General features: G+C 34.6%; 14 protein-coding genes and 2 tRNA genes. 8 read left to right on the top strand and 8 right to left on the bottom strand.

Features of this window, described 5'->3' with window-relative positions:
* Window positions 1-132: 132 nt before the first annotated feature.
* The 6 genes from thiT (at window position 133) to JCM14209_RS07115 (ending at window position 4574) form a co-directional block, all read left to right on the top strand.
* Window positions 133-684 (top strand): energy-coupled thiamine transporter ThiT, encoded by a 552-nt coding sequence (gene thiT / locus JCM14209_RS07140; RefSeq protein WP_025022821.1) that lies wholly within the window; start codon window positions 133-135, stop codon window positions 682-684.
* Window positions 685-761: 77 nt separating this feature from the next.
* Window positions 762-2675 (top strand): M13 family metallopeptidase, encoded by a 1914-nt coding sequence (locus JCM14209_RS07135; RefSeq protein ID WP_025022820.1) that lies wholly within the window; start codon window positions 762-764, stop codon window positions 2673-2675.
* Between the two features lie 80 nt (window positions 2676-2755).
* The gene (locus JCM14209_RS07130) at window positions 2756-3235 is read left to right on the top strand and encodes a hypothetical protein (protein WP_025022819.1); all 480 of its coding nucleotides are present in this window, start codon (window positions 2756-2758) and stop codon (window positions 3233-3235) included.
* A gap of 404 nt (window positions 3236-3639) precedes the next feature.
* Window positions 3640-3712 (top strand) — tRNA-Lys (locus JCM14209_RS07125).
* A 135-nt stretch (window positions 3713-3847) separates the two neighbouring features.
* Window positions 3848-4426, top strand: coding sequence for a TetR/AcrR family transcriptional regulator (locus JCM14209_RS07120; protein WP_025022818.1), 579 nt, complete (start codon window positions 3848-3850; stop codon window positions 4424-4426).
* 75 nt (window positions 4427-4501) lie between these two features.
* A tRNA-Lys gene (locus JCM14209_RS07115) sits at window positions 4502-4574 on the top strand.
* Window positions 4575-4681: 107 nt separating this feature from the next.
* Here JCM14209_RS07115 and JCM14209_RS07110 read toward each other — a convergent pair.
* Together JCM14209_RS07110 and JCM14209_RS07105 are read right to left on the bottom strand one after the other, a co-directional pair.
* Window positions 4682-5992 carry a DHHW family protein gene (locus tag JCM14209_RS07110; RefSeq protein ID WP_025022817.1) on the bottom strand — a complete coding sequence of 437 codons (1311 nt, stop codon included), beginning with the start codon at window positions 5990-5992 and terminating at the stop codon, window positions 4682-4684.
* Window positions 5993-6003: 11 nt separating this feature from the next.
* Window positions 6004-7347, bottom strand: coding sequence for an MBOAT family O-acyltransferase (locus JCM14209_RS07105; protein WP_202812816.1), 1344 nt, complete (start codon window positions 7345-7347; stop codon window positions 6004-6006).
* 273 nt (window positions 7348-7620) lie between these two features.
* Here JCM14209_RS07105 and JCM14209_RS07100 point away from each other — a divergent pair, with 273 nt between their 5' ends.
* Window positions 7621-8115: a peroxiredoxin gene (locus JCM14209_RS07100; RefSeq protein ID WP_025022815.1), complete on the top strand. Its 495-nt coding sequence runs from the start codon at window positions 7621-7623 to the stop codon at window positions 8113-8115.
* Window positions 8116-8149: 34 nt separating this feature from the next.
* Here JCM14209_RS07100 and mmuM read toward each other — a convergent pair whose 3' ends face one another.
* Window positions 8150-9076, bottom strand: coding sequence for a homocysteine S-methyltransferase (gene mmuM / locus JCM14209_RS09410; RefSeq protein WP_035520200.1), 927 nt, complete (start codon window positions 9074-9076; stop codon window positions 8150-8152).
* Between the two features lie 102 nt (window positions 9077-9178).
* On the opposite strand from mmuM, the gene JCM14209_RS07090 reads away from it, so the two are divergent.
* Entirely contained in the window at window positions 9179-10543 is a 1365-nt protein-coding gene (locus JCM14209_RS07090; RefSeq protein WP_025022814.1) for an amino acid permease, read from the top strand.
* A gap of 36 nt (window positions 10544-10579) precedes the next feature.
* Here JCM14209_RS07090 and JCM14209_RS07085 read toward each other — a convergent pair whose 3' ends face one another.
* The 5 genes from JCM14209_RS07085 to JCM14209_RS07065 all read right to left on the bottom strand — a co-directional run bounded on the left by JCM14209_RS07085 (window position 10580) and on the right by JCM14209_RS07065 (window position 16280).
* Window positions 10580-11527, bottom strand: a complete 948-nt coding sequence (locus JCM14209_RS07085; RefSeq protein ID WP_025022813.1) for an ABC transporter ATP-binding protein — start codon at window positions 11525-11527, stop codon at window positions 10580-10582.
* 19 nt (window positions 11528-11546) lie between these two features.
* Window positions 11547-12590: an ABC transporter ATP-binding protein gene (locus tag JCM14209_RS07080; RefSeq protein ID WP_025022812.1), complete on the bottom strand. Its 1044-nt coding sequence runs from the start codon at window positions 12588-12590 to the stop codon at window positions 11547-11549.
* 8 nt (window positions 12591-12598) lie between these two features.
* Window positions 12599-13627, bottom strand: a complete 1029-nt coding sequence (locus tag JCM14209_RS07075) for an ABC transporter permease (RefSeq protein ID WP_025022811.1) — start codon at window positions 13625-13627, stop codon at window positions 12599-12601.
* Between the two features lie 3 nt (window positions 13628-13630).
* Window positions 13631-14560, bottom strand: coding sequence for an oligopeptide ABC transporter permease (opp3b, locus tag JCM14209_RS07070; RefSeq protein WP_025022810.1), 930 nt, complete (start codon window positions 14558-14560; stop codon window positions 13631-13633).
* A gap of 100 nt (window positions 14561-14660) precedes the next feature.
* On the bottom strand, window positions 14661-16280 hold the full coding sequence (locus JCM14209_RS07065; protein ID WP_025022809.1) for a peptide ABC transporter substrate-binding protein: 1620 nt from the start codon (window positions 16278-16280) through the stop codon (window positions 14661-14663).
* Between the last annotated feature and the right edge of the window lie 314 nt (window positions 16281-16594).

The following is a 16594-nucleotide window of genomic DNA, read 5'->3' as shown; positions in this document are numbered from 1 at the left end:
AGTTAGTGAAATATACTAAAGAGGAGGAAAAGGGTGAAAAAAGCAAGCTCGTTAGAGCTTGCAAGTGAGGGCTATCCCTCCAGTAAAACCACTGGTATCCCGCCCTAAAATCAATGAAAGGAAGCGGATTTTATGTACGATAACAAATTTAGAAATCTCCTTGAAGCAACTATTATCGCCAGTTTAGCTTCAATTCTTTCATCAATTATTCCCAGTATTTTAAATTTAGATATTTCTTTAGGCTTAATTTTAATCTTACTTTTTAGCCTCCGCCGCGGACTTAAATACGGTCTTTTTTCCGGGTTACTTTGGGGGATTTTACCCATTTTATTTGGCCGCGCAACCATCTTGACATTAACTCAAGGAATCCTTGAGTACCCGATTGCCAATCTTGCGGCTGGACTTGCTGGAATCTTTTTTACTCCGTTTCATCAAGCTTTACAAGATCATAAGCCAACTAAAAGTAAAAACTACCTCATTAGCGCGGTTTTAGTAGGTTGCTTTGCAAAATATTTTTGTCATTTTATTGCCGGCATTATTTTTTGGGGAAAGTATGCCCAATGGAATTTAAATCCGTTTATCTATTCGCTTGTAATCAATGGTAGTAGTGCTTTAATTAACATCGTCTTTGCTTGCACTATCTTACTTTTCCTCTTAAAAAAGGTCCCTTTTTTATTTTCTTAATTTTTTCTCTTTAAATTTATTGGAACATAGTTTAAAATAGGAATAATTTTATAGTACCTTCAAAGGAGTGGATTTTTATGGCTGAAAATACAGTTAATGAACAATTATTAAAAGATGATTTATATCAGGCTGTTAATGGTCAATGGCTTAAAGATGCAAAAATTCCTGCAGATAAACCTGCAACGGGTGGATTTTATACTTTAGCTGATGACATTGAAAAGCTCTTGATGAATGATTTTCAAGCGATGCTAAATGATGAAGTTGAAGTTCCAAACAAACATTTAGCCGAATTCATTAAATATTACCGCATGGCTGTCGATTTTGATAAGCGTAATGCAGAAGGTTTTGCTCCAGCTAAAAAATATCTTGATCGCATAACAGCACTAAAAGATGTTAATGACTGGCAAGAACAACTTTATGATTTGACAATCGATGGTTATCCTAATCCATTTCCACTTTATGTTGAACCAGATATGAAAGATACTAAGAACTACGCTTTATACGCTGAAGTTCCTAGTCTTATCCTTCCAGATAAAACATATTACACTGAAGGTAATCAACAAGCTAAGGCTTTACTTGATGTTTATCAAGACATGGCACAAAAGCTGCTTGAAAAAGCCGGATATGCTGTTGATTTTGCAAAGCAAACAGTTAAAGAAGCCTTAGCTTTTGATGCTAGCTTAGCTCCAGTTCAAAAAGACAGTACTGAACGTGCTGATTATGTTAAATCATATAATAAATTTAGTTTTGAAGAATTCAAGCAATTTTCAAAGAGTGTTGATTTAGGTAAATTCGCCACATCATTAATCAAAACAACTCCTAACCAAGTAATCGTTAGTGAACCTACATATTACGAAGCGCTTGAAAATCTTATTAATAAAGATACATTTGCAAACTTCAAGAGTTGGCTTTTAGTTAAGATGACAATTGGTGTCAGTTCATTACTTGATGATGAAAGTCGCGTCTTAGGTGGAACATTCTCTCGTGCTTTATCAGGCTCAAAAGAAGCGATGGCTCCAAACAAAGCTGCTTACTATCTTGCATCTAATCAATTTAGCCAAGTTGTTGGGCTTTATTATGCTAAGAAATATTTTGGACCAGAAGCTAAAGCTGATGTTCATCAAATGGTTGAAAAAATGATTGCTGTCTACAAAAAACGTTTTGAAACCAACGATTGGCTTAGTGAAGCAACGCGTCAAAAAGCAATCGTAAAATTAAATTCACTCGCTATTAATGTGGGTTACCCTGATGAACTTGATCCTTTATACAAGAAATTTGTCGTTGATGAAAATGCGGATCTTGTAACAAACGATTTAAACTTTACTCGCATTTCATTACAAGAACACTACAGCAAATTCGGTAAAGAAGTTGATCGGACTCGCTGGTCAATGCCTGCACACATGGTTAATGCTTACTACAACCCATCATTTAACGTAATTGTTTTCCCAGCGGCAATTTTACAAGCTCCATTCTACAGCTTAAAACAATCTTCAAGCGAAAACTTTGGGGGCATTGGTGCCGTAATCGCGCATGAAATTTCTCATGCCTTTGATAACAACGGGGCTCAATTCGATGAATTTGGTAATCTCCATAACTGGTGGACTAAAGAAGATTTGAACCACTTCCAAGAATTAGCTAAAGATATGATTAAGCAATTTGATGGCTTAGAAACCGAAGCAGGTAAAGTTAACGGAAAGTTAGTTGTTTCTGAAAACATTGCTGATGCCGGTGGTTTAAGTTGTGCTTTAGAAGCCGCTAAAGGTGAAGCAGACGCAAACTTACGTGAATTCTTCATTTCTTGGGCGCGGATTTGGTGCATGAAATCATCTCTTGAAAGACAAAAACTCTTGTTATCAATTGATGTCCATGCCCCTCATGTTTTAAGAGCTAACGTTCAACCTAAGAACTTACAAGAATTCTATCAAACTTTTGATATTCAAAAAGGCGATAAAATGTACCTTCCAGAAGATCAACGTGTAAATATTTGGTAGAAAAAAGACCATGGAAATATTTTTTTCTATGGTCTTTTTTGTTATCCTTAAAATTGTATTTAAAGAAAGAAGGATTTCACATGTTTATTTCATATTTATTTATAAACTACCCGGGGATTACTTTGCTTGCACTTTTATCATTAATCTTTGTGATTTGTGCATATACTTACTTATTCCCCCTTTTTGACAAGAAATTGTTACATCTTAACCAACGCTTAGATCATCTCGTTGGCATTGATAGCTGGATTCAACTGATTGTAACAATGTTATCTTCAATGTTTGCCGTCTTGGTTGTTTCAGTATTTTTAGGCGATTTAATTATTAGTCAAAAATTATTTACGATTTTTAATTATTTTGCAGCCTTAACCACATGCGGAGCTTATTATTTAATTGATCGTAACCTAAAGCAACAATTACAAGCTTTATCAGATGTTTCTGCTAAAGATATCACTAACTATCGCTTACTTAATTGTGCTTGTGGGATTTGCTTGATAATTTTCTTTATTAGTATGGGACATTCCATTATGCCCGTTATTTTTGGCTACTTATTACAATTCTGAAAATTTTTTTCTCTTTTTCATTCTTTTTGAAAAGATTTTCTATTTTGAGTTTAAGCATGATATAATAAAAACGAGCTATTAATTTTGAATCGGTTTACTTGGATGTATTTAATTCTTTCATTCCAAGAAAGTTAACTTCCCTTGAACTAGCTTTCTTGCCCAACCACGCTACATTCTCTATGAAAGAATTAACAAAAAATTTGATTAACTGGGACTTTTCATATTTTTAATTCCAAATTAACTAATTCAAAATTATGCCGGCTCATAACAACTAAACAACTTTTAACGCGGTTCATTTCCTTTAGCCGCGTTTTTTTATAAAAATTAAAAAAAAGACTTGCATTTCTCTAAATTAGTTGGTAATATATTATTTGTTGATAAGTTATCAGCACAATTAATATAATGGGTGGTTAGCTCAGCTGGCAGAGCAACGGACTCTTAATCCGTGGGTCCAGGGTTCGATCCCCTGACCACCCATCATTTATAAAAGCAGTTAGAAATAATCTAACTGCTTTTTTTGTATAGATTTCTCACTGACATTTATTTTTAATATATGGTACACTATTTAATATATATGTTATATGAACGAGTTAAGTGAAAGGAATTATTACTATGAAATCAAAAGATAAAATCATGTATGCTTTACTTGATTTAGCTCAAGATTACGAATTTTCTCAGATTACCAATGAGATGATAATTCAAACTTCAAATGTATCACGTGGAACTTATTATAAATATTTTAATATCAAAGAAGATATTTTAGTTTATATTGAGTCTAATTTTGACTCTCGCATCTTTAATTTAGTTTCTCAACACACTGTCGAAGATTACAAAACACCGTTCCACTTTTTAGGAAATATTGTTTTTCCGGCTTTATATGAACGCCGCGATATGCTAAGAATTTTATACAGTAGTAGTTTACGCGCTCATTGGATGGCTTATTTAGAAGAAGTTTATACTAACTGGTCGGAAAAGTTTTTTGCCGATTATAAAGAAGTAAAAACAATTCCTCATTATTACGCGCATCGCGGAGTGGTTAAAATCACTTTAGATTTAATTGGACTTTGGATGTCACAAGAAAAACCTGAGCGTCCGGAAGAATTTTCAACCATTTATCTAAGAATGATTCATACCCCAATGATTGACTTACTTCCGGATTCGCAAAAGAATTTGATTGGCGAACAAGAATAATTATTCTAAAAAAACTTGCATTAATATAAAATTAATGATATTATATTATTGTCGTTGGAACGGCAATAATATAATGGGTGGTTAGCTCAGCTGGCAGAGCAACGGACTCTTAATCCGTGGGTCCAGGGTTCGATCCCCTGACCACCCATCAGAGATCTAAGGAAGGTATGTTTAATACCTTCTTTTTTTATTCATTTTCCGATAAACTAAAAGTCCAAGCAACTCTTCTACGCTCGAAAGATTGCTTGGACTTTTTTAATTTTCGGTAATTCTTGCGATGTTATCAATTAATGTATCCGTTGAGGCAGCTGAAATATTATTTAAAAAGATAACATCTTGAATATGTTTTTCATTTACAAGTTTCGCTAATTGATCATCATAATAACGATAATCAACAACGTACACATTTTCATAATTATTGACCAAAAATGGTACAAATGCATTCCCAAATGATTCTTTAATTACAACCACTGATGAGCCATCTTTAATTTTAGGATTATGAATTTCTTCATATGGTTCATCCCCCGCAATAAAGGCCATATACTTGCTTGCTTCATCATATTTACTTGCATCCGCAATAATTTTACCTGTTTGATTAGGTTGATTTAAGCGATCAGTATATTTTATCGTGTTGGTTCCTTGAGGTTGGTAAGTATGCACCGTATCTGGTGTATCGCCTAAAGCCGATGCTTGATTACTGTATGCATATGAAGTCCCAAGAAACCCTTTGAATGCCCGATGCTTATAATCGCTTAATTTTGAAGGGGTCTTCCCAGCTTTTTTCATATATTGGCCATAAGCATAATATGCTCCTTTCGCCGTCCAGTGATGATCGGTTCTAAAGTAAAGATATTCTTTGGAATGGTTATCAATTTCACTGAAAGCATCCACTTTATTAACCTTCTTATTTAAGTGCTTATAGATATAATTAATCGCCTTCTTTTGATTTGATCCCCCTAATTCTTTGGTAGTCTTATCACTAAGATAAATCCCACTACTTGTAGGAACAACAATATCATAAACTTTACTGTTCGGAACCTTATCAACAAAACGATTAATTGTATCCGTATATTTATCAACGGCTGTTTGATTAAATCCATAAACTGAATAAGCCCGGTTACCACTAATAAAGACGTTATCTAATTTTTCATCAACGTTTTTAATTTTATCTGCTTTATTTGTTTTTTTAGTTAATGTTGTTTTTGGAGTGGCAGCTTTGTTTTTTTCTTTAGTTTGCGGTGATACTTGTCCAATCATTTGTGTCGTTTGAATCCCGTATGCTTCTTTAAATTTCGCATTATCGCTCATCAAGCTTTCACGCATAGGAAAAGTATCTGCATACCAAGTTGTAACATCTGAAAAATACTTGCCATTAACTAGAGTTTGAAAACTAACTTTCGGAAATTTCGCTAAAGTTCGCTTTTCAATGTTTGATTTTGTTGGTCGTAACGGCATTATCAAGGCAATCACTGTCATTATTATTAAAAACAAACTAAATATAATTACCTTTAAGCTCAAGTACCCCTTTTGACTAGGGGCTTTTTTGAATCTTGTTTTTCTTAACATTATTTTTCCCCCTAGAATTGAAAATACAAGAATGGATTATAACTATTTCCAACCAATGTCATTGTTGAAATTAAGACTAACGCTACCGGAGCGACAATATCAACTATGTAAAAGGCTACACGACTCACAAAACGACGTCTCATTTCTACTTTTAACCATCGATAAGCCATACTTGCGATTGGCAAGCAGGCAATTATTGCGAAAATAATAAAGTAGATATTGTTTAAAAATATCATCTTTGTGCTCATATCAAGCCATTGATTATGGTTCATCGCAAACATCCCTTTGAAAGCCACCATTAACGTATTGAAGTTCGTATATCTAAATAATAACCATCCAAAATAAATAATAACTAATAGATAGATGTGTTTAAATACTCGCGGAGTCTTAGCTAAAAGTCCCTTAATAACCCATTTTTCAAGAACTAAAAAGACAAAGAAATATAGTCCCCATAAAAGATAATTCCAATTAGCACCATGCCAAAAACCTGTCGCTGCCCACACAACAAACATGTTGATGATTTGACGGAAAGCTCCTTTGCGATTTCCCCCTAGAGGAATATAGACATAATCTCGGAAAAATGTACTCAATGAAATATGCCAACGCCGCCAAAATTCAGTAATTGATTGTGAAATGTAAGGGTAGTTGAAGTTTTCTTTGAAATGAAAACCAACCATCCACCCCATTCCAATCGCCATATCTGAATAAGCAGAGAAATCTAAGTAAATTTGAAGCATGTACATCAATAATCCTAACCAAATTGCGGCCGCTGATTGATGTTGTAAGACGGAAATATCCATAGGACAAAGTTGATCCGCGATTTTAGCGCATGAATTAGCCAATACAGCCTTTTTAAATAAACCAACTGAAAATCGACTAATGCCACGGCCGACTTCTTCTAACTTAACTTTTCTTCCGGTAATTTCATCAGCTACATCTTGATAACGCACAATTGGCCCAGCGATACATTGAAAGTAAAGCGCCGCATATAAAAGGACCATCCAATAACTTCTCTGTGCTTTAGCTTCGTTGCGATAAACATCAACCGTATATGTAATTAATTGGAAAGTATAAAATGAAATTCCGATTGGTAATGCTACTTCTAAGACATGTTGGGGCCACCCAATGAAGTGCTTTAAAGTGGCGGTAAATAAACCCGCGTACTTGAAATAGCCTAACAAGCCTAATTGAATTAAGGTTGTTATCCAAAGTACTAACATCCGACGGCGCGGCTTATTTTCTAATGCTTCAACTCTTAAAGAACCTATCCAACTAATCGCACTCATTAATAATAACAAGATAAGATAGGTAGGACCTCCCCATGCGTAAAAAATTAATGACGCAATTAAGAGCACAATATTTTTCCCTTTTAGCGACGGAGTAATCCAATAAATCCCCATCGTTATTGTGAAGAAAAAAAAGATAAAAATTAAACTCGAAAATACCATTTTCTCTTTCCCCCGATAATAATATTCAATTTTTAAACTGCTTTTTTAGCATAACAATACAACTTGCGAAAATCAACAATCCGGAAGATATTTGTACAAAGCTTTTCAAACAATTCTTTTTCATTAATTAGAGAAATGTTTTATAATTGACTTATCAAAACGAAAGAAGTGATGACTCCTATGCAATTTCAACGTCGCGATGGTATCGTTAACACTAATGGAACTCCTCCTGAAGTAGGCACTAAATTCCCTGAATTCACAATTAAAAATAAAAATAATCAAAAGTTAACTTTAAAACAATTACTTGATAAACTTACACTCATCAGCGTTGTTCCTGATATTAATACTCGTGTTTGCAGCATTTCAACACAACGATTCAATCATGAAATGGACAATTATTCTCAATTTAATTTCTATACCATTTCAACAAATGAGCCAGAAGATCAACAAAACTGGTGTGCAGCTGAAGGTGTTTCTAATATGGAATTATTATCTGATGCAGAATTTGATTTTGGTAAGAAAGCTGGAATTTTTATTGCCGCAAATAAAACAGATGCGCGTTGTATCTATATTTTAGATACTGATGGCACAATTTTATATCGTGAATTAATTAATCCTCAAAATAACGAACCTAATTATCAAGCAGCTCTTGAATTTTTAAATTCTCAAGCCTAAAAAAAGAAAGCTGAAAATTTCAGCTTTCTTTTTTTTAGTTATTGATAGTTTCTAGATATTCAGTCACATTTTCAATATCACTTGGCATTGTCGTGCAACATCCCCCAATAATATTAGCTCCCGCTTCATACCAACTAGGAATTAATTCTTTAAATGTTGGCCCTTCTTTTGGATCTGACCAAGTTTTAGTTGTTGGGTCATAAGTTGCCCCTGAATTTGGATAAATGATAATTGGCTTATCCGTAATTTCGCGAATATTTTTAACTGCTTGTTCTGTAATATCTAAAGGAACACAGTTAAAACCAATCGCAAAAATTTGATCATTTTCTTCTAATACGTGGACTGCTTTAGCAAGCGGTGTGCCTTCACTAATCGTATAGGCATCTTTTAGAGAAAATGACACATATACTGGATAAGTTGGATAGTCTTCTTTTATCATATCCAAAATCACTTTTACTTCTTCTAATTTAGGTTGAGTTTCAACCGCTAAGACATCAACGCCCGCATTCACAAGCTCTTCTAAACGTGGTCTGTGAAATTCTTGATATTCTTTAGTTGTTAATTCATAGTCACCACGATATTCGCTTCCATCAGCCAAATAAGCACCGTATGGGCCGATTGTTCCGGCAACATAGTTATGTTTACCCGTTTCTTCTTCAAAAGCATCACGCGCTGATTTTGCGAGTTTAACCGCCTTTCTAATTAAAGAACGCCCTTGAGTATCAGTTAAGCCATGCTTTTTAAAAGCTTCTAAGTTGGCTTGGTAAGTATCGGTAATTACCATATCAGCTCCTGCCTCAAAATAATCCATATGCACTTGATAAACTTTTTGTGGATCTTCAATTAAGGCTGTCGCCGTCCATAAATCGTTGTTTGTTTTTACACCAGCATGTTCAAGTGGGGTTGACATTGCGCCGTCTAAAACCAGCGCTCTTTGATTTAATAATTCAGTAATTTCCATAATTTACTAACCTCGCTTTCTATGGTACCATGTTAATAATTTAATCTTAGCTTAATATAAATTTTATATTTAAGCAAGAAAGAGGTGGTTTTTATTAGTGATATTAAGAAAAAAGAGCATCTTGAACGGAAAATGGAAGCCCGCCACATCCAAATGATTTCGCTTGGAGGCGTCATTGGGACCGGATTATTTTTAAGTTCCGGTTACACTATTCACGAAGCGGGACCCATTGGAACAATTATCGCTTATTTATTTGGAGCATTACTCGTTTATGCAGTCATGTTATGTTTGGGAGAACTCTCAGTTGCGATGCCTTATACCGGCGCATTTCATGTCTATGCAAAAAAATATATTAGTCCTGGGACCGGATTTACGGTGGCCATTTTATATTGGTTAACATGGACGATTGCGTTAGGCTCTGAATTTACTGCCGCCGGAATTATCATGCAACAATGGTTTAAAGATACCCCGGTTTGGATCTGGAGTTTATTATTTATTATTTTAATTCTTCTTTCCAATATTTTTTCCGTTAAAGTCTTTGCCGAAAGTGAATTTTGGTTTGCCGCGGTTAAAGTTTTTGCAATCATCGCTTTTATCTTCTTGGGAGTGTTTGCGATGATTGGGGTAATTCCAATGCATAACTTTAGCCATGCGCCTTTATTTAACAACCTATTCAAAAACGGTGCTTTTCCGAATGGATTTTCTGGTGTATTTACAACCATGTTAACCGTGAATTTCGCATTTTCAGGAACTGAATTAATTGCGATTACTGCTGGTGAAGCTAAAGACCCCGATAAAACAATTCCTAAAGCCATTCATAATACTTTATGGCGCCTTGTCATTTTCTTTATTGGAAGCATCGTTGTTATGTCTTGTTTAATTCCTTATAAAGTTGCCGGTGTCACTCAAAGTCCATTCGTTTATGTTCTAAAACAAATGGGAATTCCATTTGCAGCAGATATTATGAACTTTGTTGTTTTAACTGCCATTGTCTCAGCCGCAAATTCTGGACTCTACGCTTCAACGCGGATGCTTTGGTCTTTAGCTAATGAAGGAACCATCCCTCATTCAATTGCCAAAACCAATCACCATGGAATCCCTGTCACTGCACTATGTTTAAGTATGTTAGGTGGGATTTTCGCATTACTTTCAAGTATTTATGCAGCAGACACAGTTTATCTAGTCCTTGTTTCTGTTTCTGGACTAGCCGTTGTGATTGTTTGGATGGCCATTGCATTAGCGCAAATTAATTTTAGAAAGCAATTTTTAAAAGAAGGTCACTCCTTATCTGAATTAAAATTTAAAACTCCTTGGTTCCCCGTGGTTCCATGGTTTGCCTTTATCGCAAGTGGGCTTTCTTGTATTTTAATTTGGTTTGATCCCAATCAACGAGTAGCGCTTTACTACACGATTCCATTCGTTGCTTTATGCTATCTCGGACATTACTTATATGAAAAAAATCGATAAACAAAAAGGATGCGAAAACTCGCATCCTTTTTTAATTTACTTTTCGTATTCTGCGGCACGTTGTTTGTACATTTCAACTTCATCTTCAGCACAACGAACAAAGTGTCCTGGAGTAATTTCACGTAATTCACGTTCTTTACCATCATCTGGTTCTTCGATTGCAGCATCATAATCAATTCGTTTTCTATGACGTTCAATTTCAGGATCTGGAATTGGAATCGCTGAAATCAAACTCTTAGTGTAATTATGCAATGGCTTGTCATAAACATCATCTGAAGTTCCTACTTCAAGTAACTTACCATAATGCATAACCCCGATTCGATCAGAGATAAATTTAACCATTGATAAATCATGGGCAACAAATAAATAAGTAAGTCCACGTTTTTCTTGAAGTTCTTTCATCAAGTTAACAACTTGAGCTTGGATAGAAACATCAAGCGCTGAAATAGGTTCATCGGCAATGATAAACTTAGGTTGCACCGCTAAGGCACGCGCAATCCCAATCCGTTGACGTTGACCACCTGAAAATTCATGAGGATAACGACTAGCGTGGTCACGGTTCAAACCTACTGTTTCCAATAAGTCACGGACCATCTTGCCACGTTCTTCTTTATCCTTAGCTAAACCGTGGATATCAATTCCTTCAGCAATGATATCTTCAACTGTCATTCTTGGATTTAATGAAGCATATGGATCTTGGAAAATCATTTGCATTTGACGGTTAAATTCAAGCTTTTCAGCTTTTGATTTTAGTTGGCTAACATCTTTTCCATCAAAAATAATTTGTCCATCAGTTGGATCATATAGACGAATAATACTACGACCAGTCGTTGTTTTTCCTGAACCTGATTCCCCTACTAAACCAAATGTTTCACCTTCATAAATATCAAAAGTTACATCATCGACAGCTTTAACAGTGGACTTACCTGATCCAAAATATTGCTTTAGATTCTTAACTTCTAAAAGTTTTTTCTTTTCTGGCATCGAGCTTCATTCCTTTCTGTTAGTTGTTTTTAGCTGCCATCATTTCAGCATATTTCTTTTGACGACGAACAATTTCTTCTGGTGGTGTTACTTTTGGAGCATCCGGATGTAACAACCAAGTTGCAGCGTAGTGCGTATCTGAAACTTTGAAGAATGGTGGTTTTTTCTCTGCATCAATCTTCATTGCATAAGCATTACGTGCTGCAAATGGATCACCTTTTGGTGGATCCAATAAGTCAGGTGGTGTCCCTGGAATTGATTCAAGTTTATCACTTGCAAGAGTTGGCATTGAGTTTAATAAGCCCCATGTATATGGATGTTGTGGGTTATAGAAGATTTCATCAACTGTCCCGTATTCAACAATTTCGCCAGCATACATTACAGCAACACAATCAGCCATGCCAGCAACAACCCCTAAATCGTGAGTAATGAAGATAATTGAAGTTTCAACACGTTCTTGCATATCTTTCATTAAATCTAAGATTTCAGCTTGAACTGTAACATCAAGCGCTGTTGTTGGTTCGTCAGCAATCAAGATTTCAGGATCACATACTAAAGCAATCGCAATCACGATTCTTTGTCTCATCCCACCAGAAAATTGGTGTGGATAATCATTAATTCGTTTTTCAGGATTAGTAATCCCTACTGCTTTAAGCATTTCCAAAGCCTTATCCCAAGCTTCTTTTTTGCTCATATTTTTGTGTTTAATAAGTGGTTCGGCGATTTGTTGTCCAATCTTCATTGTTGGATCAAGTGATGTCATTGGATCTTGGAAAATCATTGAGATTTCTTTACCACGTAAACTTTGCATTTCCTTTTCTGATTTCTTTAAGATATCTTCACCATGGAAATTAATTTCACCACCAACAACTTCCGCATTATTAGCTAATAAGCCAATAATACTTTTAGTTGTAACTGATTTACCTGAACCTGATTCCCCTACAATCGCAAGGGTTTCACCTTTATTTAAATGGAAACTCACATCACGGATAGCCTTAACCTCACCGGCATATGTGTGGAAATCCACTTTTAAATTTTTTACATCTAAAATTCTTTCTGCCATGTTAAAACCTACCTTCTTGTCTTAGGATCAAATGCATCACGTAAACCATCACCTAAAAGGTTAAAGGCAATCATTAAAATACATAATACGATTGCTGGGTACCACATTTGGTATGGTAAGAATTGGAAGTTCTTTTGACCTTCGTTTAATAATACCCCAAGTGATGTTTCTGGTGCTGAAATACCAATCCCGATAAAACTCAAGAAAGCTTCAAAGAAGATGGCACTTGGAATTGTGTACATTGTTTGAATAATAATAATACTTGATAAGTTTGGCACTAAGTGTTTCCAAGCAATTTTAGCTGGTGATTCACCTAATGTTCGTGCAGCTAAAACATATTCTTGAGTCTTCAATGATAATGTTTCTGCCCGAATCATCCGCGCCATTGTTGTCCAAGATGAAATAGCAATCGCTAAAATAATTGATTTCATCCCTGGACTTAATGCAACTAACATTAAAACTACAATAACTAAGTTTGGTACTGATGAGATAACTTCGATGATACGTTGCATCACATTATCCACCTTACCACCTTTCCAACCGGAAATAATCCCATAGGTAACCCCGATTGTAAGGTCAAAGAATGTCGCAACTAAAGCAACAATCAATGAAATTTTTGTTCCGTAAATAATACGTTGAGCTAATGAACGACCTAAGTAGTCAGTTCCTAACCAAAAAGCCTTATCTTTAGGAACATTATTTTGGGCATAGGCATCAACCCATACGCCACCTTGCTTAATTTTTCCATTAAACCCATTAATTGCATCTAAACCAGGAATCTTTGCTGGTAAGTTAGCATATTGTGGTTGTGATTTTACTAATGTGTCATTATTGATAAATGGTGTTGAACCAAAAGCAATTACCATCATAATAATGATAACGAATAATGAGATAACGGCCCCTTTATTCTTCTTTAAACGCATCCAAACGTCTTGAGCGAATGTTAAAGAAGGAGCAGCAATTTTTTCATTATCAGCCGTGTTTGCTTTTGGTAATGCTTCAAAGCTATCTGGACTTAATTGTAATTTTTCTTCCATTAATTAACCCTTCTTTCCTTCAAGACGAATACGTGGATCAATGATGCTGTAAATGATATCTGTAATTAAGATAACAACAACTAATCCCGCTGAAAATAGCATTGTAACTCCCATGATTGTTGGGTAGTCATTTGTCATGATTGATTTAACGAATTGTTCCCCGATACCAGGAATGTTAAAGATATTTTCAATAACCATTGAACCTGTCATCAATGAAACTGTGTAAGGTCCAAGTAAAGTTACTAATGGAATTAAACTGTTACGTAATGCGTGATGATAAACAACTTCAAAACGACTTAATCCTTTAGATTTTGCTAATTCAATATAATCTGAACTTAAAACTTCAACCATGCTTGTACGAATAAAACGAGCTGTTTCAGCTAAAGGCCCTACCCCTAAAGCGATTGTTGGCATAATTGTGTGTGAGAAATCCCCCCACCCTGCTAGTGGGAACCATCCTAATTTCAATCCAATATAGTATTGTAATAAGATAGCTAAAACAAAGTTAGGAACTGATTTACCAATAATAGCAAGCACTGTAGCTCCTGTATCGGCCCAAGTATTGTGCTTAATTGCGGCAATGGCACCAATGATAATTCCGAAAAACACCCCGAAAATCATAGCTTGTAAACCTAATTGCATTGAAGCTCCAATTCGGTTTCCGATTAAAGCAGACACCGGTTGATTACTGTATTGGAATGATGTCCCTAAATCACCGTGTAACATTCCGAATAAGTAAATCAAATATTGTTGCCAAACTGGTTTGTCTAAACCATATTGTTCGTTCATAATCTTAATCTGAGTTGCAGACATCTTAGCTTCGTTAGCATAAGGTGAACCTGGCATCATTTTCATTAAGAAGAAAGTGATTGTTGCAACTAAGAACAACGTGAGAGCCATATAACCAACACGCTTTAAGAGATATTTCTTCATAAATCTCTTCCTTTCTCTTTTTATTCTTGAATATAAACAAAAATCGAGAGCTTAGCTAGCCCCCGATTTTTATTTTTTAGAAACTAAACTTTTTTCCAAATTACTTAGCGATATAAGTATCCTTAAAGTTATAGTTAGCTCCAGCTGAATTGTAAACAATACCTTTAACTTTTTCATTAACAACCCATGGAGTTACTTGGTAGTAAAGTGGTGAAAGACCATCTTCATTAAGAAGAATTGTTTCAGCATCTTGTAAATCTTTAAAACGTTTGTTTGTATCTGCTTCTGTCTTAGATGCAGCGATTAACTTATTGTAATCTTCATTCTTCCACTTAGCTAAGTTTTGTGCATTGTCTGAAGTAAATAAGTCTAAGAAACTGATTGGATCAGCAAAGTCTGCTCCCCAACCATAGATTGATACTTCAAAGTCTCCTGATGCTTGTCTTGATAAACGTGTTTTAAATGGAACATTTTGTGTCTTAACTTTAACCTTGTTACCAAAGGCAGTTTGGATTTGACTTTGTAAGAATTCAGTTGACTTCTTAGCATTATCTGTATCATCACTTAAGATAGTGAATTCTAAGCTATCCTTACCTAATTCTTTCAAACCTTTATCTAAGTACTTCTTAGCTTCAGCTTTGTTAAATTGAGCAAATTTGTTACCAGCGACCCCTGCCGTATAATCTTTATTGCCAACCTTAACTAAACCTTTTGAAGTAATCGTATCAGCTGGAACTGTACCTCCACCTAACACATTATTAGCAAATTCTTTACGGTTAATTGCCATTGAAATACCACGACGAACATCTGCGTTAGCAAAGTCTGGTTTTTCAGTATTAAATGCTAACATGAAAGTTGAAGCACCTACACGTTCAAGATAACCCTTTTTACCTTTAAGTTGTTTTGCTTGTTCATTACTTAATGGACTAGCATCTAACTTGTTTGATTGGTATAAGTTATATGAAGTGTTTGGTGATTTATTAACTTGATAGTTAATTGTATTTAATTTAACTGATTTTTTATCCCAGTAATTGTTGTTCTTTTGAAGCTTCCAGTTTAAGTTTGAACCTGTCCAACCAGTTTGTTTGAACGGACCATCGTAAACCATGTATTTTGAAGCAGTACCGTATTTGCTACCGTATTGTTCAACAACTTTTTGGTTTTGTGGGAAGAATAATGGGAATCCCATCAATAACTTGAAGTAAGGAATCTTCTTATCAAGAGTAACCACTAATGTATGATCATCAGTTGCTTTAACTCCCAATTCAGAAACTGGCTTTTTACCATCAGCAATTTCGCTAGCATTTTTAATTCCGTCAAATAATGAAACGTATTGTGAGCCAGTTTTTGGATCAACTGTACGTTGCCATGAATAAACGAAATCCTTAGCAGTTACAGGATCACCATTTGACCACTTAGCATCTTTACGTAATTTAAATGTATATGTAAGACCATCATCAGAAACCTTTGTTGATTTCGCAATCCCTGGTTCAATTTTGTTATCTTTACCTAAACGATAAAGACCTTCCATTACGTTATTTAATTGATTAAAACTAGTAGCATCAGTTGCTTTAGATAAATCCATTGTTGGAATTTCAGCAGAATCTGTCCAGTTTAATGTTTGGCTATCACTACCAGCATCTTTTGATCCACAAGCTGCTAAAGCAAGTGCTGAAAGAGTAACTGTAGCTCCAGTTGCTAGTAATTTCTTAAATTTCATTACTAACTACCACCCTTCTTTTTACTATTTTCTTAAAACTATCATTTAGCTTTTTTTAGATTATATCGTAAAATGAGAAAAAATACAATATTCTCATAATATTCACATAAAATTTAATTTTAAATCTAAAAAAACTCGATAAACCTTGATAAAACAACATTCTATAATATTAAAAAATATTATTTTTTCCTAAATCTCTTAAATTTATTCAATATATTTTTGTTTTTCCTAAATTTTTTTTATTTATCCTTAATTTTTTTGGGGTATATCTTAATAATTTTTATAATAAAAATTATATTTTTAATTTTTAAAAA

Source organism: Ligilactobacillus hayakitensis DSM 18933 = JCM 14209 (genome assembly GCF_000615845.1).
Taxonomy (GTDB): domain Bacteria; phylum Bacillota; class Bacilli; order Lactobacillales; family Lactobacillaceae; genus Ligilactobacillus; species Ligilactobacillus hayakitensis.
The sequence above is the reverse complement of the archived record's forward strand: the minus strand, read 5'-3'. Positions and strand labels throughout refer to the sequence as shown.

Excerpts from the sequence above, each read along its gene's own strand:
- thiT (WP_025022821.1), top strand. The coding sequence starts at position 133 with ATGTACGATAACAAATTTAGAAATCTCCTTGAAGCAACTATTATCGCC.
- JCM14209_RS07135 (WP_025022820.1), top strand. The coding sequence starts at position 762 with ATGGCTGAAAATACAGTTAATGAACAATTATTAAAAGATGATTTATAT.
- JCM14209_RS07130 (WP_025022819.1), top strand. The coding sequence starts at position 2,756 with ATGTTTATTTCATATTTATTTATAAACTACCCGGGGATTACTTTGCTT.
- JCM14209_RS07120 (WP_025022818.1), top strand. The coding sequence starts at position 3,848 with ATGAAATCAAAAGATAAAATCATGTATGCTTTACTTGATTTAGCTCAA.
- JCM14209_RS07110 (WP_025022817.1), bottom strand. The coding sequence starts at position 5,992 with ATGTTAAGAAAAACAAGATTCAAAAAAGCCCCTAGTCAAAAGGGGTAC.
- JCM14209_RS07100 (WP_025022815.1), top strand. The coding sequence starts at position 7,621 with ATGCAATTTCAACGTCGCGATGGTATCGTTAACACTAATGGAACTCCT.
- mmuM (WP_035520200.1), bottom strand. The coding sequence starts at position 9,076 with ATGGAAATTACTGAATTATTAAATCAAAGAGCGCTGGTTTTAGACGGC.
- JCM14209_RS07085 (WP_025022813.1), bottom strand. The coding sequence starts at position 11,527 with ATGCCAGAAAAGAAAAAACTTTTAGAAGTTAAGAATCTAAAGCAATAT.
- JCM14209_RS07080 (WP_025022812.1), bottom strand. The coding sequence starts at position 12,590 with ATGGCAGAAAGAATTTTAGATGTAAAAAATTTAAAAGTGGATTTCCAC.
- JCM14209_RS07075 (WP_025022811.1), bottom strand. The coding sequence starts at position 13,627 with ATGGAAGAAAAATTACAATTAAGTCCAGATAGCTTTGAAGCATTACCA.
- opp3b (WP_025022810.1), bottom strand. The coding sequence starts at position 14,560 with ATGAAGAAATATCTCTTAAAGCGTGTTGGTTATATGGCTCTCACGTTG.
- JCM14209_RS07065 (WP_025022809.1), bottom strand. The coding sequence starts at position 16,280 with ATGAAATTTAAGAAATTACTAGCAACTGGAGCTACAGTTACTCTTTCA.